The 17,992-nt window shown below is 38.6% G+C and carries 21 protein-coding genes; 10 read left to right on the top strand and 11 right to left on the bottom strand.

Translation table 11 applies throughout. From position 1 onward, the window contains the following. Window positions 1-80 precede the first annotated feature (80 nt). Window positions 81-980, top strand: a complete 900-nt coding sequence (locus tag MHB42_RS07590; RefSeq protein ID WP_340805334.1) for a DMT family transporter — start codon at window positions 81-83, stop codon at window positions 978-980. 237 nt (window positions 981-1,217) lie between these two features. Here MHB42_RS07590 and MHB42_RS07585 read toward each other — a convergent pair whose 3' ends face one another. Further along, window positions 1,218-1,655, bottom strand: a complete 438-nt coding sequence (locus MHB42_RS07585) for a general stress protein (protein ID WP_340805333.1) — start codon at window positions 1,653-1,655, stop codon at window positions 1,218-1,220. Window positions 1,656-1,806: 151 nt separating this feature from the next. Further along, window positions 1,807-2,247 (bottom strand): Dps family protein, encoded by a 441-nt coding sequence (locus tag MHB42_RS07580; protein WP_340805332.1) that lies wholly within the window; start codon window positions 2,245-2,247, stop codon window positions 1,807-1,809. A 197-nt stretch (window positions 2,248-2,444) separates the two neighbouring features. On the opposite strand from MHB42_RS07580, the gene pepF reads away from it, so the two are divergent. Both pepF and MHB42_RS07570 read left to right on the top strand, forming a co-directional pair. After that, window positions 2,445-4,256, top strand: coding sequence for an oligoendopeptidase F (gene pepF / locus MHB42_RS07575; protein ID WP_340805331.1), 1,812 nt, complete (start codon window positions 2,445-2,447; stop codon window positions 4,254-4,256). Between the two features lie 219 nt (window positions 4,257-4,475). Continuing rightward, the gene (locus MHB42_RS07570) at window positions 4,476-5,459 is read left to right on the top strand and encodes an SEC-C domain-containing protein (RefSeq protein ID WP_340805330.1); all 984 of its coding nucleotides are present in this window, start codon (window positions 4,476-4,478) and stop codon (window positions 5,457-5,459) included. Window positions 5,460-6,553: 1,094 nt separating this feature from the next. Here the strand turns inward: MHB42_RS07570 and MHB42_RS07565 are convergent. Continuing rightward, entirely contained in the window at window positions 6,554-6,745 is a 192-nt protein-coding gene (locus MHB42_RS07565) for a zinc-finger domain-containing protein (protein ID WP_340805329.1), read from the bottom strand. 157 nt (window positions 6,746-6,902) lie between these two features. Between MHB42_RS07565 and MHB42_RS07560 the strand changes: the two genes are divergently transcribed. From MHB42_RS07560 to MHB42_RS07540, 5 genes are all read left to right on the top strand, one after another. Further along, window positions 6,903-7,292: a ribonuclease HI family protein gene (locus MHB42_RS07560; RefSeq protein WP_340805328.1), complete on the top strand. Its 390-nt coding sequence runs from the start codon at window positions 6,903-6,905 to the stop codon at window positions 7,290-7,292. A 224-nt stretch (window positions 7,293-7,516) separates the two neighbouring features. Beyond that, a complete protein-coding gene (locus MHB42_RS07555) occupies window positions 7,517-8,317 on the top strand; it encodes an amino acid ABC transporter substrate-binding protein (RefSeq protein ID WP_340805327.1) in 801 nt (266 codons plus the stop codon). Window positions 8,318-8,379: 62 nt separating this feature from the next. Continuing rightward, window positions 8,380-9,036, top strand: coding sequence for an amino acid ABC transporter permease (locus MHB42_RS07550; RefSeq protein WP_340805326.1), 657 nt, complete (start codon window positions 8,380-8,382; stop codon window positions 9,034-9,036). A gap of 11 nt (window positions 9,037-9,047) precedes the next feature. Further along, window positions 9,048-9,794 (top strand): amino acid ABC transporter ATP-binding protein, encoded by a 747-nt coding sequence (locus MHB42_RS07545; RefSeq protein ID WP_340805325.1) that lies wholly within the window; start codon window positions 9,048-9,050, stop codon window positions 9,792-9,794. A 260-nt stretch (window positions 9,795-10,054) separates the two neighbouring features. Next, window positions 10,055-11,038 (top strand): arsenic resistance protein, encoded by a 984-nt coding sequence (locus tag MHB42_RS07540; RefSeq protein WP_340805324.1) that lies wholly within the window; start codon window positions 10,055-10,057, stop codon window positions 11,036-11,038. A gap of 20 nt (window positions 11,039-11,058) precedes the next feature. Here the strand turns inward: MHB42_RS07540 and MHB42_RS07535 are convergent, their stop codons facing one another. Both MHB42_RS07535 and MHB42_RS07530 read right to left on the bottom strand, forming a co-directional pair. Continuing rightward, window positions 11,059-12,237 (bottom strand): MFS transporter, encoded by a 1,179-nt coding sequence (locus MHB42_RS07535; RefSeq protein ID WP_340805323.1) that lies wholly within the window; start codon window positions 12,235-12,237, stop codon window positions 11,059-11,061. A 5-nt stretch (window positions 12,238-12,242) separates the two neighbouring features. Beyond that, a complete protein-coding gene (locus tag MHB42_RS07530) occupies window positions 12,243-12,641 on the bottom strand; it encodes a MarR family winged helix-turn-helix transcriptional regulator (protein WP_340805322.1) in 399 nt (132 codons plus the stop codon). Window positions 12,642-12,787: 146 nt separating this feature from the next. Here MHB42_RS07530 and MHB42_RS07525 point away from each other — a divergent pair, with 146 nt between their 5' ends. After that, complete coding sequence (locus MHB42_RS07525) at window positions 12,788-13,342, top strand: DJ-1/PfpI family protein (RefSeq protein ID WP_340805321.1); 555 nt, start codon at window positions 12,788-12,790, stop codon at window positions 13,340-13,342. 123 nt (window positions 13,343-13,465) lie between these two features. Here the strand turns inward: MHB42_RS07525 and MHB42_RS07520 are convergent, their stop codons facing one another. The 5 genes from MHB42_RS07520 to MHB42_RS07500 all read right to left on the bottom strand — a co-directional run bounded on the left by MHB42_RS07520 (window position 13,466) and on the right by MHB42_RS07500 (window position 16,374). Beyond that, complete coding sequence (locus tag MHB42_RS07520) at window positions 13,466-13,792, bottom strand: DUF3889 domain-containing protein (protein ID WP_340805320.1); 327 nt, start codon at window positions 13,790-13,792, stop codon at window positions 13,466-13,468. A 61-nt stretch (window positions 13,793-13,853) separates the two neighbouring features. Beyond that, complete coding sequence (locus MHB42_RS07515) at window positions 13,854-13,988, bottom strand: hypothetical protein (protein ID WP_340805319.1); 135 nt, start codon at window positions 13,986-13,988, stop codon at window positions 13,854-13,856. A gap of 14 nt (window positions 13,989-14,002) precedes the next feature. Next, window positions 14,003-14,227 (bottom strand): hypothetical protein, encoded by a 225-nt coding sequence (locus MHB42_RS07510; protein ID WP_083448589.1) that lies wholly within the window; start codon window positions 14,225-14,227, stop codon window positions 14,003-14,005. A 181-nt stretch (window positions 14,228-14,408) separates the two neighbouring features. Next, window positions 14,409-15,245 carry a type II pantothenate kinase gene (gene coaW, locus MHB42_RS07505; protein WP_340808555.1) on the bottom strand — a complete coding sequence of 279 codons (837 nt, stop codon included), beginning with the start codon at window positions 15,243-15,245 and terminating at the stop codon, window positions 14,409-14,411. 394 nt (window positions 15,246-15,639) lie between these two features. Beyond that, entirely contained in the window at window positions 15,640-16,374 is a 735-nt protein-coding gene (locus MHB42_RS07500; protein WP_340805318.1) for an SDR family NAD(P)-dependent oxidoreductase, read from the bottom strand. Window positions 16,375-16,555: 181 nt separating this feature from the next. Here MHB42_RS07500 and MHB42_RS07495 point away from each other — a divergent pair, with 181 nt between their 5' ends. Further along, entirely contained in the window at window positions 16,556-17,377 is an 822-nt protein-coding gene (locus MHB42_RS07495) for a squalene/phytoene synthase family protein (protein WP_340805317.1), read from the top strand. A gap of 39 nt (window positions 17,378-17,416) precedes the next feature. Here MHB42_RS07495 and MHB42_RS07490 read toward each other — a convergent pair whose 3' ends face one another. Then, window positions 17,417-17,905: a metal-dependent hydrolase gene (locus tag MHB42_RS07490; RefSeq protein ID WP_340805316.1), complete on the bottom strand. Its 489-nt coding sequence runs from the start codon at window positions 17,903-17,905 to the stop codon at window positions 17,417-17,419. Between the last annotated feature and the right edge of the window lie 87 nt (window positions 17,906-17,992).

Below are 17,992 nucleotides of genomic sequence, written 5' to 3'. Positions count from 1 at the left end.
GTTTTACTAATCACAAGACAAGATATATAGTAATTTCTAGTAGAAAAACTGTTTTAGTACACAGATTGTAGGTGAACATTATGAGTATCCAAGGAAAAGCAAATATATTGATGGTCATTGTGACAATGTTTTGGGGGTTATCCTATACCTTTATGGTCATGGGGCTTGAAACATTGGCGGTTTATAATGTAGTGGCATTGCGTTGCATCATCGCATTTTTAATCGCAGGTTTTATTTTTTATAAACGAATGCTTAAAGTAAATGGGCAAACATTAAAATATGCGGCTATTCAAGGGTTGTTATTATTCATTGTGTTCGCACTTAGCTTATTTGGCTTACAATCTACTTCCGTATCAAATGCAGGCTTTATTTTAAGCCTTACCGTTGTGCTAGTGCCGATTTTCAGCAGCTTTATTGATAAAAAATTACCTTCAAGAGCTGTGAGCTTTGCCGTAATCTGTACAATGATTGGGATTACGGTGCTAACAGCGAATGGTTCATTTGCTTTCCAAAAGGGAGATATATTAGTCGCAATTGCGGCAATATGCTATTCCCTTTATTTACTATTAAATAGCTCCTTTACGCGCAATGTTGAATCTATTTCTTACGGAATTTATCAGCTCGGCTTTGCAGGGCTCTATGCACTCATTTTAACATGTTTATTTGAAACACCAGCATTGCCCCATTCTCCAACAGCTTGGCTGGCAATTCTAGGGCTTGGCATTATCTGTAGTGCTTTTTGCTTTGTTGGTCAAACTGTTGCACAACAATATACATCTGCTACACATACAGGTCTTATTTTTTCCTTAGAGCCTATTTTTGCAGCTATGTTTGCGATGATGTTTATTGGCGAAGGGCTAACAATGAAATTAGTGATTGGTGGTAGCTTTATTCTGCTTGGTAATATAGTGGCACAATTAGAGCATTTCCATCTATTGCGCTTTATTAAAAAAGATGCACATGAAAAAGTGATGCCATAAGAAAAGGAAGCTAAGTTTGGTAACTTTAGCTTCCTTATTTTTCTTAAAACAATCATCAGCTATTTTACAAGAATATAGCGAAGACTTTCAGGTTTATTGGTAATATCCATGTTGTTGCTATGTAATATGGCTGATATGCATTCCATATAACCTTTCATTATAAAAGCCATTATTTTGAAATATTCATTCAAAATAATGGCTTTTACATATAATTATCCCTTTTCGTCTATTCACTATTTATAAAAGTCGTCGATACTGCTCTGCCTCAATTGAGCGCTTTTGCTCATCTAAACGCTTATCGAGCTCCTCTGCCGTAATTGGCTGTGTTTCTAGTGGATCTGAATCGTCCCCATGCTCAGCAAATAATATAATGCTGCCCTGCTCTACAAGATGTGCATAGTAGGCTGTTTGAGCTTCTGTTAACGGAAATCGCTTTAAGCCCTCTGCCACCGCTGAATCGCCTGTAAACCATGACTTAAATTGGTCTCGCCAATTACCAGCCTCATATGTTTGCACATCATCATCCCATTTAACATCCTCTAGCTGCTCAGCATCCTTGGCAATAATATGAATATCCTCTTTATGATAGCCCTCTAAACGCATGCTTTCTAAAATATGAAGCATTTCATCCTTTGTATGAGCCACTTCAATTTGTGGGTTTTGTTCATGCATCATGTTCAATTCCTCCTAATTTATATGGCTTAGTTAGCTTATTACCCTTCCACCCTATAACCAAACCAGCTTTTACAAACTGTTATCAGATTGTTATCTATTTGTTACAAAAAAAGCATTTGGAACCGTGCAAGCTCCAAATGCCCATTATATGCTACTTGCTAAGGAAGGCTTTTAGCATCCATGTATGTTTTTCAAGTGATTGATACATGGCATTTAGTAAGTCCTCTGTACGGTCGTCCCCTTCTTCTGCTGCAAGCTCCATTGTTGAATTTAAGGCTTTCATAACCTTTTCAAAGTCCTCAATTGTTGTTGCAACCATTTCCTCTGTTGTTTCATTTCCTGTTGCTTCCTCTACATACGATAGCTCAAGATGCTCTTTTAATGTCGCTACAGGCTTGCCATCCTTTGATAAGATACGCTCAGCAATCTCATCTAAATTTAAAGTGGCTTCATTATACAACTCTTCAAATTTTGCATGGAGTGTAAAGAACGCATGTCCTGTAACATACCAATGGTAGTTGTGCAGCTTTGTATAAAGCACAGACCATGTGGCAACTAACTTATTTAATTGTTTGTTTAAATTTTGTGTCATACGTATAGCTCCTCCAATATATGAAATGTTCTAGCCATTTATATCAAGCTGGCTACGTACTTATTGTTCCCACCTGACACTATTTCAAACATCTATTTTACAATATAAGAATATTGCCACTATTCTACGTAATTATTTCCCTTTCCGAAATAGTTTCGTTATAATAAAGTCACTTACATATGAAGGGGTGTTCAAAAATGGATGTTTTACCATTACGCAAAGATGTTGCGGTAGAAGAAACTTGGGATTTAACCGCCTTACTAAAAAACGATGCTGATTTTGACCCAATGCTTGCGCAGCTTGTAGAGGATGCACTTCAATTTGGGCAACAGTTTCAAGGGACAATTACAAATGCACAGCAAGTAATTGATGTACTAACAGCCTTTGAGGAACTCTATAAAAGCATTGTTCCTATCGGCACATATGCTAGCTTAAATCTTCAAGTAGACCGTACAGACGATAAAGCACAAATGCGTGCTGCTAAGTATAGCTCAGCCATCGGTAAAATTAGCAGTGCAATCGCTTTTGTTCGCAGTGAGCTGCTTGCCTTAGATGAAGCCATTTTACAGGAAGCCGCAGCAGTCAACCCGCTGTATCAGCACTATATTGCCGAGCTCTTAAAATACAAGCCCTATCAACTGCATCCTGAGGTAGAAAAAGCGCTTGCTGCCTTTAGCTCAACATTTGACGCACCATACGAAATCTATAACACAACAAAATTAGTGGATATGGACTTTGGGGAATTTGTAGTCAATGGTGAAAACCATCCGCTTAGCTTCGTACTTTTTGAAAATGACTGGGAGTTTGAAGCCGATCTAGATGTACGTCGTGCCGCATTTACAGCCTTTTCAAGCAAGCTGCGTGATTATCAGCACACAACTGCACAGGTTTATAACACACATATCCAGCAGGAAAAAACAATGGCAGATTTACGAGGCTTTAAGTCTGTCATTGATTATTTACTATTAGATCAGGATGTCGATGCTGCTCTTTATCATCGTCAAATTGATTTAATTACAACAGAGCTTGCGCCACATATGCGTCGCTATGCCAAATTAATTCAAAAAGCAAACGGCATTGACCAAATGACCTTTGCAGATTTAAAAATAGCGCTTGATCCCGACTATGACCCACAAATCTCAATGGCTGAGGCGAAGGAGTACGTTGAGAAGTCATTAGCAGTAATGGGAGAGGACTATAGTCATTTAATGGATAGAGCCTTTGCTGAACGCTGGATTGACTATGCACCAAACAAAGGGAAATCAACGGGGGCCTTTTGTTCAAGTCCATATGGTAGCCACCCTTATATTTTAATGTCATGGAATGAGCGTATGAATGAAGTCTTTACACTTGTTCATGAGCTTGGCCATGCGGGGCATTTTGCGAATACACATGCGCATCAATCTTATTTCAATAGTCGCCCTTCGCTCTACTTTATTGAAGCGCCATCTACAATGAATGAAATGCTGCTTGCTAATTATTTATTAACACACCATGATGATCTACGCTTTAAACGTTGGGTGATTTCGAATATTGTATCGAAAACATATTATCATAACTTTGTTACACATTTACTAGAGGCTGCTTATCAGCGTAAAGTATATGAGCTTATTGATGCTGGTGAAGCTGTCAATGCTACTATCTTAAATCACTTAAAACGTTCTGTACTTGAAGATTTTTGGGGTGATGCAGTCGATATTTCTGAGGGTGCTGAGCTTACATGGATGCGTCAACCGCACTATTATATGGGGCTGTATCCATACACATATAGCGCAGGCTTAACCATTTCTACACAGGTATCTCAGCGTATTTTACAAGAAGGTGATGTAGCCGTGCAAGAATGGCTAGCCGTGCTACAGGCTGGTGGCACAAAATCGCCTGTAGAATTAGCACAAATGGCGGGCGTGGATATTACAACGGATCAGCCATTAAAAGCTACCATTGCCTATATTGGTCATTTAATTGATGAGCTGGAACGCTTAACACTTGAAATCGAAGCTGCCCAATAATTGAAAACGGTGCTGTGCTTGATGGCGCAGCTCGTTTTCTTTTTTAGTTCTAAGTAGCACTATGCGTACATATACTAGAATCAGGGCGTCCCGCTATGTTTTTAGATATTTCAAAATAGATAATCATTTTTCTTCATACAAAAGTACCGTTATTATTAATAGTGCGCAAATTATTTAGCAATACATTGATTAACAATTTTCAAAGGAAGTGTTCTAATTATGGTAAAACGTAATGATCCATGCCCATGCGGTAGCGGCAAAAAATATAAAAAATGTTGTGAAGGCAAGCAACAAGTAACAGTAGAAGCTGTACAGGTTGAAGAATTAGAGCGTGTGCTGCAAACATTTTATCTAGAATATCCTGAGCGTAAAGATGTTCGTGCTTATATCGAGCATGTGGGCACATGGCAGCCTAAATTAGAGAGCGTTCTACAGCGTGAGCTAATTGAAGCCATTGCGCTAGACGACTTTTTCTTCCATCAAGAGCCCTCTATTTGGAAAGGCTATTTAAAGAAAACAAAGAAAAAGGCGGTCAGACCTTCCACTGTCAAAGTGCTAGAAGAATGGTCACAGCCAACGCTTTTTATTGGTACGGTGTCTGCTGTTGAGGAAAAATATTTTAAAGCTACACATTTGCTCACAAATGAGGAGCTATATATTCGTCGTGAAAATAATAAGCCAATTCCAGAGGGTATGCAGGTCTTTGCCTTTATCTTACCTGATGGGACAGCCAAATCGACACATTACTTAGCTGTATCCACGCTTATTTTCTTCCCAGACGATCATGCAAAAGTATTTGAGGAATTTAAGAAAAACTTTGAGGCATCTAACAAGAAGGTTCATGTATTCTTAAAAGAAGAGCATTTAATGTTCTGGGAGTTACTTGTTTCAAATGGTTATAAGGGAGAGGAGTTCACAAACTTTGAGAGCAATGTGCTAAGACAGGTGAAGGACTTTTTAGAGCAAAATAATCGTGAAACAGAGCCAATATTAGAGCTGTTAGAGGATTATTTAATCGAGGGACAACCTTCTGCTCGTAAAGAGGCTGCTATTGCTGCTGGCGCTATTCGCTATGGTCAGGAAAAGGAGCTGTTTGAATCGCTATCGATGACGGTAAAAGAAATTGCCGCAACATTCGATATTTCTGCCTCCTCCCTTACAAAGTATTACCAAGATTTAAGTAGCTATGCTGCGACAAAATAATCATCATTCAAAAAAGCTACCTTTATCACAAAGGTAGCTTCAGACTGTAGACAAACTCAATGAATTTTGAGTTTGCCTACAGTCTTTTTTCTTTTACAATGAAATCAAGGAAAGCCGTTGATTGCCACTACGGGCGGACGCTTTCCGCGGGAGTCGCCGCCCCATATATGTCAACTTAAGAGAATTTTAGAATCAAATGATTGTTTTTCCCTATTTGATGGTATAAGTAATTACCATCAATTGTAAGGAGGGATACCATATGAAGCACAAACATCCTGTTTTTCAGATGAAGCAGTTGTTTGACCTTCTGTCGCCCAAAAGAACTGTCCCGCATTGCTAAAGAAACCAACTTTATTCAAAGGGAACGCAAGTTAAATGTAAACACATTTCTTGCCCTGCTTTTCGACCAGCCCGGCATGATTGCGAGGTGTTCTCTCACTCATCTGTGTGCTAAGCTGACCAAACAGAATCTTTCCATGTCCAAACAAGCGCTTGATAAACGGTTTAATGAGTATGCCGTCAACTTTTTGGAACAGATTTTTCTTCGATTATTTGAGAACCTATCCATCTAAGAGTTCTCAAAGTTACCCATTGCCAGCACATTCAGATTCAGAAGTATACGCATCCTTGATGGCAGTTCCATTAAGTTACCTGATGCCCTTCAGTTGGCTTTTCCGGGTACAACTGGAGCTGGCGTGAAATGAACGTGAACAAGTAGAAATGTTAACGCTTGTTTCCAAGACCATTTAGTAGGAAAATTAGAGGCTGCTATTGATTTTTCATCTAACCATTAGTAGGAAATCTCTATTCATCACAAAAGAAATGATGCATCATGAACTCCTCCATGCAGACCATCTATTTATTGATGCTACACAAAGAAATTTTTCCATAAGCATGTATATATTAAAAATAAACACTATAGAAGAAAAAATGTTAGACCATTTACAAGTTTGGTCTAACATTTTTTTGCGTTATTAGAACACATATACTTTAATAAATCACAAAAATAACATTCATTTTTTGATTTTTCTCAATAAAATGAGTTATGTCCCAGCCTCTTTCCATCGTTAAACATCATTATATAAAGGGAGAGATTATTTGCTATAAACTTTTAAAAGCTCTTCTCCTAAAAACTGTAGCTTTTCGCCAACTGAACAGGATTCAATGCAGAAGCGATGAGCTCCAGGTTTCCCACGTTCTTTACGCAACTGCTGAATAACGAGGCAATCTGCACAATACGTGTCATGCAGCTCGTCAATATCCTTCATAACCATCACTTTATCCATACGAAACTCTCGCTCCTTTCAGGTTATGCTCAAAATTCGCTTCTTTCTATTATGAAGCGTTCATTTTAAACAAGCAACTATTTTGTCTATTTTTTCAACAATGTCCATCACCATGTTGTACAATAACAGGGAAGTTAAATTGCAAAGTAGGGATAATATGCTAGAAGTATATATTGATGCGGCAAGTGCAGGCAACCCCGGTCCTAGTGGTATTGGACTTTTTATCAAAGGGGAAGGTCACCATCTACAAATAAGTGAGTATATCGGGCAAACAAACAATCATATTGCTGAATTTACAGCTTTAATCCGTGGTCTTGAAGAGGCACAAAAGCTCGGCTCCACATTTGTATCTGTACGCTCTGATTCCAAAATTGTTGTTGCCTCTATGGAAAAAGAATATGTGAAAAACGAGGAATTTAAACCTTATCTTGAAAAGGCTTTAGCGCTTGCAGCAAGCTTCGAGTTATTTTTTATTAAATGGATACCTGATGCACAAAATAAAGCAGCAGATGCTTTAGCACGCCAAGCCATTCATAACCAACATTAATCAGACATTAACGGGGACTGTTTGCTAAGCAGTCCCTCTTTCACCCCACTCCTGCCACTATATTTATTGTCCCACCATATTATTTTTCAAAAAATGCTGGAAAATACGCTTTATTTTCTGATTAATACCAAACAATATTGACAATGTTGTAGCATGGTGATACCTTTAACACATTAGTGATTTAGCAAACGAAAGTGAAATAGTATAATTGGGGGAAATAAAGGATGAAACGTATTGTAACTTTATGTATGATGCTGATGGCAGTAATTGTGTTAGCAGCATGCAGCACAGCAAAAGAGGATTCGGCGGAAAAAAAGCCGGCAGCATCTGCTGACAACGAAAAAATTATTATTGGTATTGACGATAAATTTGCACCAATGGGCTTCCGCGATGAAAAAAATGACATTGTTGGCTTTGATATTGATTTAGCACGAGCAGCAGGAGAGCATATGGGCGTAGAGGTAGAATTCCAGCCAATTGATTGGAAAACAAAAGAGGCAGAGCTGCTGAGTGGACGTATTGATTTAATTTGGAATGGCTATACAATTACAGATGAGCGTAAAGAAAAAGTATTATTTACGAAGCCATATCTTGAAAATGCACAAGTTGTTGTAACAAAAGCGGATTCAGAGATTGCACAGCTAAGTGATTTAGCAGGTAAAGAAATCGGTCTTCAATCCCTATCCTCTGCGGCAAACGCATTAAATAGCAACCCTATTCATCAAGAAGTGAAAAACATTACAGAGTTTGCGGATAATGTACTAGCTTTATCTGATTTAAAAACAGGCCGTGTAGATGCTGTTATTATTGACGCTGTTGTGGCAGAATATTATATGACACAGGAGCCTGATACATTTAAGCTATTAGAAGAATCACTTGCACCTGAGCAATACGGAATTGGTGTAAAGCCAGGCAATGAAGCATTATTAGAAAAACTACAAGCTGCACTCGATAAAATGAATGAGGATGGTACGGCTGCTGAAATTTCTACAAAATGGTTTGGCGAAGATAAGGTATTAAAATAATGATAGGATTTTAGTAAGAGTTTCCTTTGTGAAGCTCTTACTCTTTTTGGAGGGACTTTGTTATGGCGGATTACTGGCAAACTATGATATTGCCGATGCTAGAAGGTGCGAAAATGACTGTATTACTGTTTATTATCGCGATTCTAGTATCCATTCCATTCGGCTTTTTATTAACACTCGCAGTAAAAAGTCGTATTAAACCACTTGCTTGGCTTGCACATACATATATTTACATCATGCGTGGTACACCGCTATTACTACAACTATTATTAATTTGCTTCGGTTTACCGATGCTGCCAGTAGTCGGTGAATATTTAGTGCTTGATCGTTTTGTGGCTGCTTGCCTTGGCTTTATTTTAAATTATGCTGCCTATTTTGCAGAAATTTTCCGTGGTGGGCTTCTTGCTATTGATAAAGGACAGTATGAGGCAGCCCAAGTTCTTGGCTTATCAAAATGGCAAACGACAACACGCGTTATTTTGCCACAAATGTTTCGTGTAGCATTGCCAGCATTATCAAATGAATCAGTAACATTAATTAAGGATACGGCTCTACTCTATGCGGTCGCTGTGCCAGAGCTGCTGCATTTTGCACAAACAGCCGTTAATCGTGACTTTACCATTACGCCATTCTTTATTGCTGGAGCTATTTATTTACTAATGACACTTGTCCTAACAGTGTTCTTTAAATGGCTGGAAAAACGCTTTAAATTTGAATAGAGGTGATACATATGGCATTGATAGAGGTAACAAACTTAAAGAAAGCCTTTGATAAGGTAGAGGTTCTTAAACAAATTACATTTACAGTAGAGAAAAATGATGTCATTGCTGTTATCGGTCCCTCTGGGTCAGGCAAAAGCACAATGCTACGAAGCTTAATTCATTTGGAAGAAATTGATGGTGGTAGTATTTTAGTGGATGGCGATTATCTGGTGCAGGAAGGTAGCTATGCAAAGCCACAGGACATCAAAGCTTTAACAGCGAAAATGGGTATGGTCTTTCAACACTTTAACCTGTTTCCCCATTTAACGGTGCAGCAAAACCTTGAGATGGCTCCTCGCCTATTAAAAACAGAATCAACAGAAGCCATTACGGCTCGCTGCCATGACTTATTAAAGAAAACAGGGCTTGCTGATAAAGCAAAGGCATACCCTGCCAATCTATCAGGCGGTCAAAAGCAGCGTGTAGCTATTGCCCGTGCGTTAATGATGAATCCTCAAATTTTATTATTTGATGAGCCAACCTCTGCCCTTGATCCTGAGCTAACAGGAGAGGTTTTAAAGGTTATGAAAAGCCTAGCGGAAGATCATATGACCATGATTGTTGTAACGCATGAAATGGGCTTTGCACGAGAAGTTGCCAACAAGGTAGTCTTTATGGATGGTGGCGAAATTATCGAAACTAACCATCCCGATCAATTCTTTACAAATCCACAGAATGACCGCACAAAGGCATTTTTGCAAAAGAATCTTAAATAAGAGCATGGAGAGTAGCTATTGTGCTGCTCTCCTTTTTAGTAGGCTTGTATCAAGGCTGTCGCCACACTGAGAAATTTATAAATAAGGCAATATCTATTTTGACGAAGAGTGCTAATTATGCATAACTATTGGCAATAATCCCTTCAGCTATAGTTATTGTTCATTATAGTATAATAGTTAAAGTACATTTAAAATTAAAAGATCGTTATTATGAAGCTATTAGCATTACGTCTTAAAAAGTAAAAGGAATGGTAATTAGGATGTTTACAAGAGAATGGTTAGAAAGTCAACAAATTTGGGTCTATGGGATTGCCCTGCTGCTTGGTGGAATGATAGGACTTCTACATGAGGATTTTGGCAGCAGCTTGGATTGGACGATTTCACCACTAATCGCCATTCTTATGTATGGAATGTTTGCGCAGATTCCATTTTTAAAGCTACGTGAGGCAGTAGCAAACTTTAAATTTATTGCGGCATTATTAATCGGGAATTTTTTAATTATCCCTATTATTTTCTGGCTATTAACAATGCTACTTCCACAATCTCCACCTGTTTTATTAGGTATTTGTTTAGTATTGCTAACACCATGTATTGATTATGTTATTGTCTTTACACAGCTTGGTAAGGGCAATGCGCAACTAATGCTAGCCGCTACCCCTATTTTATTTGTTGTCCAAATGCTCTTACTACCATTGTATCTATGGCTATTTATCGGTAAGGAAATGGTAGGCATTGTACAAATAGCGCCATTTTTAGAAGCGTTTTTATTACTAATTATTGTTCCTTTGCTGATCGCCATTATGACACAATTATCGGCTCATAAAAATAGGCTTGGCGAAAAAGTGTTAGCGCTAACAGCATGGCTGCCCGTACCATTTATGGCGTTTGTTTTAATGGTGGTGGTCGCCTCACAAATTGGCAAAGTCTACAATGATTTTGAGGTTATTGTCCGCGTCATCCCTATTTATGTTGCTTATTTAATCATTACACCTATTACCGCCCGTTCTCTTGCAGTAATTTTTCAGTTGGAGCAAGGTGCAGGACGAGCATTAATTTTTAGTATGAGTACAAGAAACTCGCTCGTAGTTCTTCCACTAGCATTAGCTTTACCAGCATCATGGGCGACATTGGCAGCAGCGGTTATTGTTATGCAAACGATTATGGAGCTAATTGGAGAGCTTATTTATATTAAAATCGTTCCTAAATGGCTATTGAAGGATAAAGTACAAGGCATTAAGCGTTAATATGCTCAATGCCTTGTACTTTATGGATGAGCTCTCTGTTTGGCAAGACGTAGTAGATAAATTATCAACACAACACCAAGGACCATTGCCGCTGTTCCATAAACAACAGCATAGCCTGCCTGTACAGCCACCATGCCTAAAATATAGGAGCCCAGTGCAATGCCAAGATCGAACATCGTAAAGTATGTAGCAGTTGCATAGCCACTACGTTGAATGGTTGTTGATTGAATAGCTAATGCTTGGAAGCTTGTTGTTACGGCTCCATAGCCAAAGCCCACAAAAACGGCGGCACTTAAAAAAAGCACTGCCCCTTCTACAAATGCCAGCATAACAAGTCCAATGGCAAAGGATATCAAACCGGGCAAAATCACATAGTGCGGCCCCTTTGTATCATAAAGCTTGCCTGTATAAGGTCGCGTAATAAGCATTGCTGCTGCAAACACCGCATAAAAAAGGCTGGCAATAGCCATTAAGCCCTTTTGCTGTGCATAAATTGATAAAAATGATAGGACGCTTGCATAGGCAAACGATACAAGGCTCGCAATGGCGGCAATTGGCAATGCTTTGCGCTCAAATAAATCATTAAATTTAAAGATTAATGCTCCTTTTGAGGCAGGCTTTGGTAAATCATCTGTATTTACCGTTAATGCACAAAAGCCTCCTGCCAATATACAAATGCTCATCACAATAAATAATACGTTAAAGCTACTATATTGAATTAATAATAAGCCGATAAATGGCCCGATGACAACGGCAAGATTCGTGGACATGGTGAAATAGCCTAAGCCTGCCCCTTTACGCTTAGCGGGAATAATATCTGCTGCTAGCGAGCCTGCTGCTGTTGTAATAATACTAAAGAAAATTCCTTGAATAAATCGAAGCCCAAGTAAAAGCCCGAACGGATGAATCACTAAATACAATACTGTACAAATAAAATAGCCTATTAATGATACTAGTAATAGCTTTTTCTTACCAAAAACATCTAATAGCTTCCCTGAGAATGGACGTACAATAATAGCGGATAGTAAAAAGCCGGATAATAATAGACCCGCCTCCTTATCCGTTTGATGTAGTTCCCCAATGGCATAAAGCGGCAAAGTGGTAACAAGCCCGTAAAAAACAAAAAACACTGACATATTCGTTAAAAACAGGCTTATAAAACGCTTTGTCCATATTTGTGTATGCTCTTCTTGCTGCATGTCAATCAACCTTTCATTTTTTCCAATAGCCCTATAAATTGCTGCTGCTCCTCAACAGTAAGGGAGCCAACCATTTCTTCCTCAAATGCTAAAATCGTTTCCTGAATGGCTGGTAAACGCTCCTCAGCCTGTGCGGATAAGGTAACAATTTTTTCACGCTTATCCTCACCATCTAAGCGTTCAACCCAGCCCAATGTTTCAAGTCGTGTAATCGCTCTTGTAATACTCGGCGCCTCCACATTTAAGTATTTCCAAATTTGGGTTAAGGTCATGGATCCGTTTTTATGTAAACAATATAAAATCGCCCATTGCGAGCTATATAACTCATGCTGCTTTAACACTTCATTTAAGCAATTTGTTAAATAGCGGCTTTTTTGAAATAAAGCATGGAATATTGGATTCATCTAGTAGCCTCCTACAATTATTTAACTAGCTAAATAAATACTATACGCCTCCTTTTTTTCTTTGTAAAGGTTTCTTTATTGGGAAGGAGATTTTTAAGCTATGTCGAATTTAGCAGTTAGACTCACAATATAAGGGAGATGAAATCATGGGCAAAAAGGTATTAATTTTAGCAGGGGATGCAGTAGAGGCTTTAGAAATTTATTATCCGTATTATCGCTGTTTAGAGGCAGGCTATGATGTGACCATTGCAGCTCCGTCCGCAAAGAAATTACAAACGGTTTTACATGATTTTGTAGATGGCGTCGATACATATATCGAGCGTCCTGCCTATGGGCTAGAGGCACATGCCGCATTTGCAGATGTTGATCCAGCTCAATTTGATGGACTAATTATTCCTGGTGGTCGTGCGCCAGAGTATATTCGTTTAAATGAGCATGTACCAGCGCTTGTTAGCCATTTCTTTGAAGCTAAGAAACCAATTGCTGCTGTTTGCCACGCGGCGCAAATTTTTGCAACGATTCCTGAAGTATTAAAGGGACGTGAGCTAACAGCCTATATTGCCTGCAAGCCAGAGGTGCAAGTAGCAGGAGGCACTTATATTGATGCTAATCTCCATACAGATGGTAATTTAGTAAGTGGACATGCATGGCCTGATTTACCAGACTTAATGCGTGAATTTATTGATAAATTAGAGGGTTAACCAATAAAGTAAAACGTCCAATCGGATTTTTACAGGCTGTTGATCCCCCACTTAAGTATCTGATGTCTTGAAATGGGGGTCTTACAGCCTGTTAATACAGGATAAATGAGGATGCCATCATTTCTAGGCATCCTCATTATTTTCATGCAATGCAATATGAATAAGCTCCCCTGTTGCAGTGATATAGCTAATTCGAACATATACACCGAATTCCTTATCACCCTGCGTTAGCCAAAGCTTAAACTTTTCAATCGTTGATTCTCCATGAACTTCTTTACCCTCATGCAAATAATCCACAATCTTCGCTTGAGGATATTTTGCCTTTACCTCCTTGACAGCCAATTGCCCCCATTTGGCATAAGCTGGTGCTTCCTGTTGCGCATTGACGATAGGTAAAGGTGCTGTATAACCAACCAAAAAAAGCGTCAGCATAAAAGAAAGTTTTTTCATAGCGGAATCCCCTCGTATAACAGACATGCTCCTAAAGCATACTACTAAAGGAGCTGTATTTTTATGATTGCTTTGGCTGCTGAGGATTATTATGAATCACTTGGTTAAACTCTGCTGAGTATTCCTCACGATCATTTTTATTGTGCGGCTTTTCCTGCTTCTTCTTTTTAAAGCTTGTTTTACTCTTTTTTGCCATCACAAATCACTTCCTTACTTTGTTTTATTGGATTGCTGATTTTTATCATGGTTTGTTTTATTGTTTTTATTTTTTGCCTTTGCATCAAATTCAGCGCCAAACTCCTCATTTAAGTTATCGTTCGGGTTATTATTATTGCTATTACTACGATCGAGGTCTTTGCTTTTGTAGGTTCCAAAAGGATTATGCGTTCTAACATTCATCGTTTTATTATTATTGCGATTATTGCGTTTGCCCACGTCACTTCACCTCCTACTTGTAATGTGCTCAAATAGCGGCGTTTTATGTAACCAATTACGTCCCAGCGTACATCCGCCGGAGCTTTTATCTTTGTTCAGTGAGCGTTTGGACACCCACTGAACCAAAATAAAAAAATGTACATTACTAATTGATCTTAGCCATGTACATTCGTTTCTGTCCCTAGACAGGTGTATATTCTGTAATATTAAGCAATGCCCCAACAGCGCCTGAAAAGCCATGGTCATTAATAAAAACAGGTGTATGTTTTTTTGTGCGTGTATAATTTGCAATTACACGCGAAAGATGCTCATTATTGCTTAACGTTGAGCCAATATACACAATATGCTGCGTATGTTTTTCCTCTGCATATTGAATACTTAATGTTGTAATCACCTCGCCTACAAGCCCTTGGACAGTCGCAATAATATCCTGTGCTTGGTGCTCAGTTGACTTAGTAATGCCTACTTTCCCAAAATTACTAGCTGTTAAATGGCCATCAATCGGTGTGTCCATGCCTTGATAAATATCCTTTACCAATAAATCAATGCCCTCACGGTTGCCACCTACCGCTAATTCCCGTATTTCATTATAATCTGTAATGCCCGTTGTAAGCGCTGACAATCCAATTAATGTCCCGCCGCCAATGCCTGTCCCGCCAACACGTATATGTGTATTGCCTTCCATATAGTGAATGGAAGTACCTGTCCCAATATTTGTAATAATACTACGCTCAAAAAAGTAGCCTTCTTTATTGAGTAAAAATCGGACACCTTTCAATGTTGCTTCAAATTCCACTATATAATGAATCGATTTCATTGTTTTAATGACATCAAGTAATTGTTCTGTACGTCCCCCCGTCACACCAATATCCTCAATACCTGGATGATTTATAATCCATTCCTTTACAGTGTGCAAATCATTCGACGGAAAGGTTTTTAAAACAAGCTCATTGCTTTTGTCTAAATAAGCAACCTTTGTCAATGTGCCACCTGCATCAATTCCTATAGCCTTTGGCATGCCAATCTCCTTTGCTTTTATTGCATATACCATCGTACTTAGTAGCCGATGATTCATAAAACTATGCTCTCTTAGGTGTCAAAGATTTTATTGCAGCGCTATTTGTGCAAACCTGAAAAAATCTTGACTTCTCTATTTGTTCTCGAAAGGCTAAATGTTCCCTTAAATAATGTACCGCTATTTTCGCCCTTTCTAAACTTTAACGCTGTTGAAATAATTGTGCAATAACTTCATAAATTTTCATGAAAAAATCACGAAAAATAGCAAAATTTTTCTATTTTATCACTGTATTTTCATGATTTTTTATAACTTTATCATCATTCTACTAAAAAAAATAAAAAAAGTGAAAATACCTGCTTATTAGGCATTTCCACTTTGTTTTCAGATTTTTGGATTAACGTGCAGAGTAACCACCATCAATTACAAGCTCGCTCCCTGTAATATAGGAAGCTTCGTCTGATGCTAAAAATAAAATGGCTTTTGCTACCTCTTCAGGCTGTCCAAGACGTCCCATTGGTGTAGCTTTGACAAGCATCTCCATTGCTTCCTTTGCCTCTGATAATTGAGCGGTCATAGGTGTTTCAATAACACCAGGAAATACAGTATTTACTCGAACATTGTATGCACCAAGCTCTGCTGCGGCTGCACGCGCAATCGCACGTAAAGATCCTTTCGATGAGGTATAGGCATTAAAGCCTGCACCAATAATGGCTGTATAAGAGGATGTATTAACAATGGAGCCCTTCCCTGCTTCCTTCATATACTTAGCTGCATGTTTAATCCCAAGGAATGGGCCGAATGCATTGATATTATGCATCATTGTCCAATCAGCCTGTGAAATTTGCTCTGGGTCTTTTTCCGAGGAAATACCAGCATTATTAATTAAAATATCTAGTCGACCATATTTAGCAATAATAGCTTCCATTACCTCCGCCCAATTGTCATCAGAGGAAACATCTAGCTTTATTCCTTCCACATTGTCTAGCTCCGAAATTTTTGCTAGGTTTTCCTCGTTAATATCTGCTGCGATCACCGTTGCTCCTTCCTCAGCAAACAGCTTTGCCATTGCCGCCCCCATACCAGATGCGCCACCTGTAATCATTGCAATTTTATGCTCTAAACGTCCCATCTTTATAAACTTCCTTTCCATTAAAATATATAGCTTTAAATAGTTTACTATTAAACTATATCACTACTTGTAAACGTTTTCAAAGAATATCTTCTTATTTACGAACAATCTGTTTTATCTTTCTTTCTATTTACGATACGATATACTATAGATGTGGAACCATTTGAACGGAGGAATACAAGTGAAAGATCAAAAAAGACTTTACAAAGAAGCAATGCAAGTATTAAAAGATACAAGCCGTACTTTTTATATACCAATTACGTTTTTAAAAAATGATTTAAAGCTATCCGTAGCAGCCGCTTATTTAGCCATGCGTGCGATTGATGAAATTGAAGACCATGAAAAGCTTACAAATGATGTAAAATTTGAGTTATTGTCAGCAACGAGTGAGTTATTAAAGGACACATTTAATGAAGAAGCCTATCAGGCATTACTCGCACCTTATGCAGATCAATTACCTGAAGTATCACTTCGCCTCGCTGATTGGCTAGCATTTTGTCCTGATGCATCACGACCTATTGTACAGGCTTCTACAAGTGAAATGGCTTTTGGTATGGCAAAGTGGGCGAAGGCAAATTGGCAGGTGCGTACACGTGAAGATTTAGACGAGTATACATACTATGTCGCAGGGCTTGTCGGAACAATGTTATCAGAGCTTTGGGCATGGGGAGCAGATGTGCAAACAGATCGCGAATTAGCAATTGGCTATGGACGTGGACTACAAGCCGTCAATATTTTACGCAACCAGCATGAGGATTTAGATGAGCGTGGTGTAAGCTTTGTTCCTGATGGCTGGACACGCGAGGATTTATTTGCCTATGCAGAAGAAAATCTTGCCAAGGCAGACCTTTATATAGCAGACATCAATAAACGTACTATTTTACTATTCTGTCGCTTACCATTGGCATTAGCTCATAAAACATTAAAGGCAATGCAGGAAGGTCGAGAGAAAATGACACGCGCAGAGGTTGAACAAACCGTCGAAGAAGTACAAGCTGATTAATTAATAAAAGCCCTAGTACATGAAAGCTAGGGCTTTTCTTTATGCAGAGGCAATAAATTCTGCTATTAATTGATAGCTAAAGTAAATCGAGCATATCACAAGCAGCATCAGTACAGCATTTTCAACCTTACTGCCTGTTTTTGTGGTCAATGGAAAGCGCACAGCTATGGAGGCAGGGAAAAATAATTTAACCCCTTTCTTTGTACACATATCGAGTAAAATATGACTCGCCATTCCTATGATGATCCCAACTGAAATCGCTCTATAGGGGATAAATGTATGTAAGACCACCATCATTAACAATAAAAATAGTAAGCTATGTGTAAAAGAGCGATGCCCAAATAATGTATTGACAAACTTCGATAGCATTGGAAATTTACGACCAATTTTGCTACCTTTATGGCATATATCTGGAAGCAATGCACCAATCGCACCTGCCCCGACTAATATAAGTGGATTGTCATTGGAATATTGTGCAAAGGCAAGTGCTGCTGTAATGCCCCCAACAATATGGGTGTTCCCTTGCATAATCTACATCCACTCCTTCTTTCCTAATCTTTTTCTCCTATTTACTGTACCATACTTTTATGCAAAAGGGAACATATATTCCGAACG

This window comes from Lysinibacillus sp. FSL K6-0232, assembly GCF_038008325.1.
Classification (GTDB): domain Bacteria; phylum Bacillota; class Bacilli; order Bacillales_A; family Planococcaceae; genus Lysinibacillus.
This window is presented reverse-complemented; position numbering and strand designations above follow the sequence as displayed.

What these genes read in the sequence shown, in the direction of transcription:
- MHB42_RS07590 (WP_340805334.1), top strand. Translation starts at nt 81, where the DNA reads ATGAGTATCCAAGGAAAAGCAAATATATTGATGGTCATTGTGACAATG.
- MHB42_RS07585 (WP_340805333.1), bottom strand. Translation starts at nt 1,655, where the DNA reads ATGATGCATGAACAAAACCCACAAATTGAAGTGGCTCATACAAAGGAT.
- MHB42_RS07580 (WP_340805332.1), bottom strand. Translation starts at nt 2,247, where the DNA reads ATGACACAAAATTTAAACAAACAATTAAATAAGTTAGTTGCCACATGG.
- pepF (WP_340805331.1), top strand. Translation starts at nt 2,445, where the DNA reads ATGGATGTTTTACCATTACGCAAAGATGTTGCGGTAGAAGAAACTTGG.
- MHB42_RS07570 (WP_340805330.1), top strand. Translation starts at nt 4,476, where the DNA reads ATGGTAAAACGTAATGATCCATGCCCATGCGGTAGCGGCAAAAAATAT.
- MHB42_RS07565 (WP_340805329.1), bottom strand. Translation starts at nt 6,745, where the DNA reads ATGGATAAAGTGATGGTTATGAAGGATATTGACGAGCTGCATGACACG.
- MHB42_RS07560 (WP_340805328.1), top strand. Translation starts at nt 6,903, where the DNA reads ATGCTAGAAGTATATATTGATGCGGCAAGTGCAGGCAACCCCGGTCCT.
- MHB42_RS07555 (WP_340805327.1), top strand. Translation starts at nt 7,517, where the DNA reads ATGAAACGTATTGTAACTTTATGTATGATGCTGATGGCAGTAATTGTG.
- MHB42_RS07550 (WP_340805326.1), top strand. Translation starts at nt 8,380, where the DNA reads ATGGCGGATTACTGGCAAACTATGATATTGCCGATGCTAGAAGGTGCG.
- MHB42_RS07545 (WP_340805325.1), top strand. Translation starts at nt 9,048, where the DNA reads ATGGCATTGATAGAGGTAACAAACTTAAAGAAAGCCTTTGATAAGGTA.
- MHB42_RS07540 (WP_340805324.1), top strand. Translation starts at nt 10,055, where the DNA reads ATGTTTACAAGAGAATGGTTAGAAAGTCAACAAATTTGGGTCTATGGG.
- MHB42_RS07535 (WP_340805323.1), bottom strand. Translation starts at nt 12,237, where the DNA reads ATGCAGCAAGAAGAGCATACACAAATATGGACAAAGCGTTTTATAAGC.
- MHB42_RS07530 (WP_340805322.1), bottom strand. Translation starts at nt 12,641, where the DNA reads ATGAATCCAATATTCCATGCTTTATTTCAAAAAAGCCGCTATTTAACA.
- MHB42_RS07525 (WP_340805321.1), top strand. Translation starts at nt 12,788, where the DNA reads ATGGGCAAAAAGGTATTAATTTTAGCAGGGGATGCAGTAGAGGCTTTA.
- MHB42_RS07520 (WP_340805320.1), bottom strand. Translation starts at nt 13,792, where the DNA reads ATGAAAAAACTTTCTTTTATGCTGACGCTTTTTTTGGTTGGTTATACA.
- MHB42_RS07515 (WP_340805319.1), bottom strand. Translation starts at nt 13,988, where the DNA reads ATGGCAAAAAAGAGTAAAACAAGCTTTAAAAAGAAGAAGCAGGAAAAG.
- coaW (WP_340808555.1), bottom strand. Translation starts at nt 15,245, where the DNA reads ATGCCAAAGGCTATAGGAATTGATGCAGGTGGCACATTGACAAAGGTT.
- MHB42_RS07500 (WP_340805318.1), bottom strand. Translation starts at nt 16,374, where the DNA reads ATGGGACGTTTAGAGCATAAAATTGCAATGATTACAGGTGGCGCATCT.
- MHB42_RS07490 (WP_340805316.1), bottom strand. Translation starts at nt 17,905, where the DNA reads ATGCAAGGGAACACCCATATTGTTGGGGGCATTACAGCAGCACTTGCC.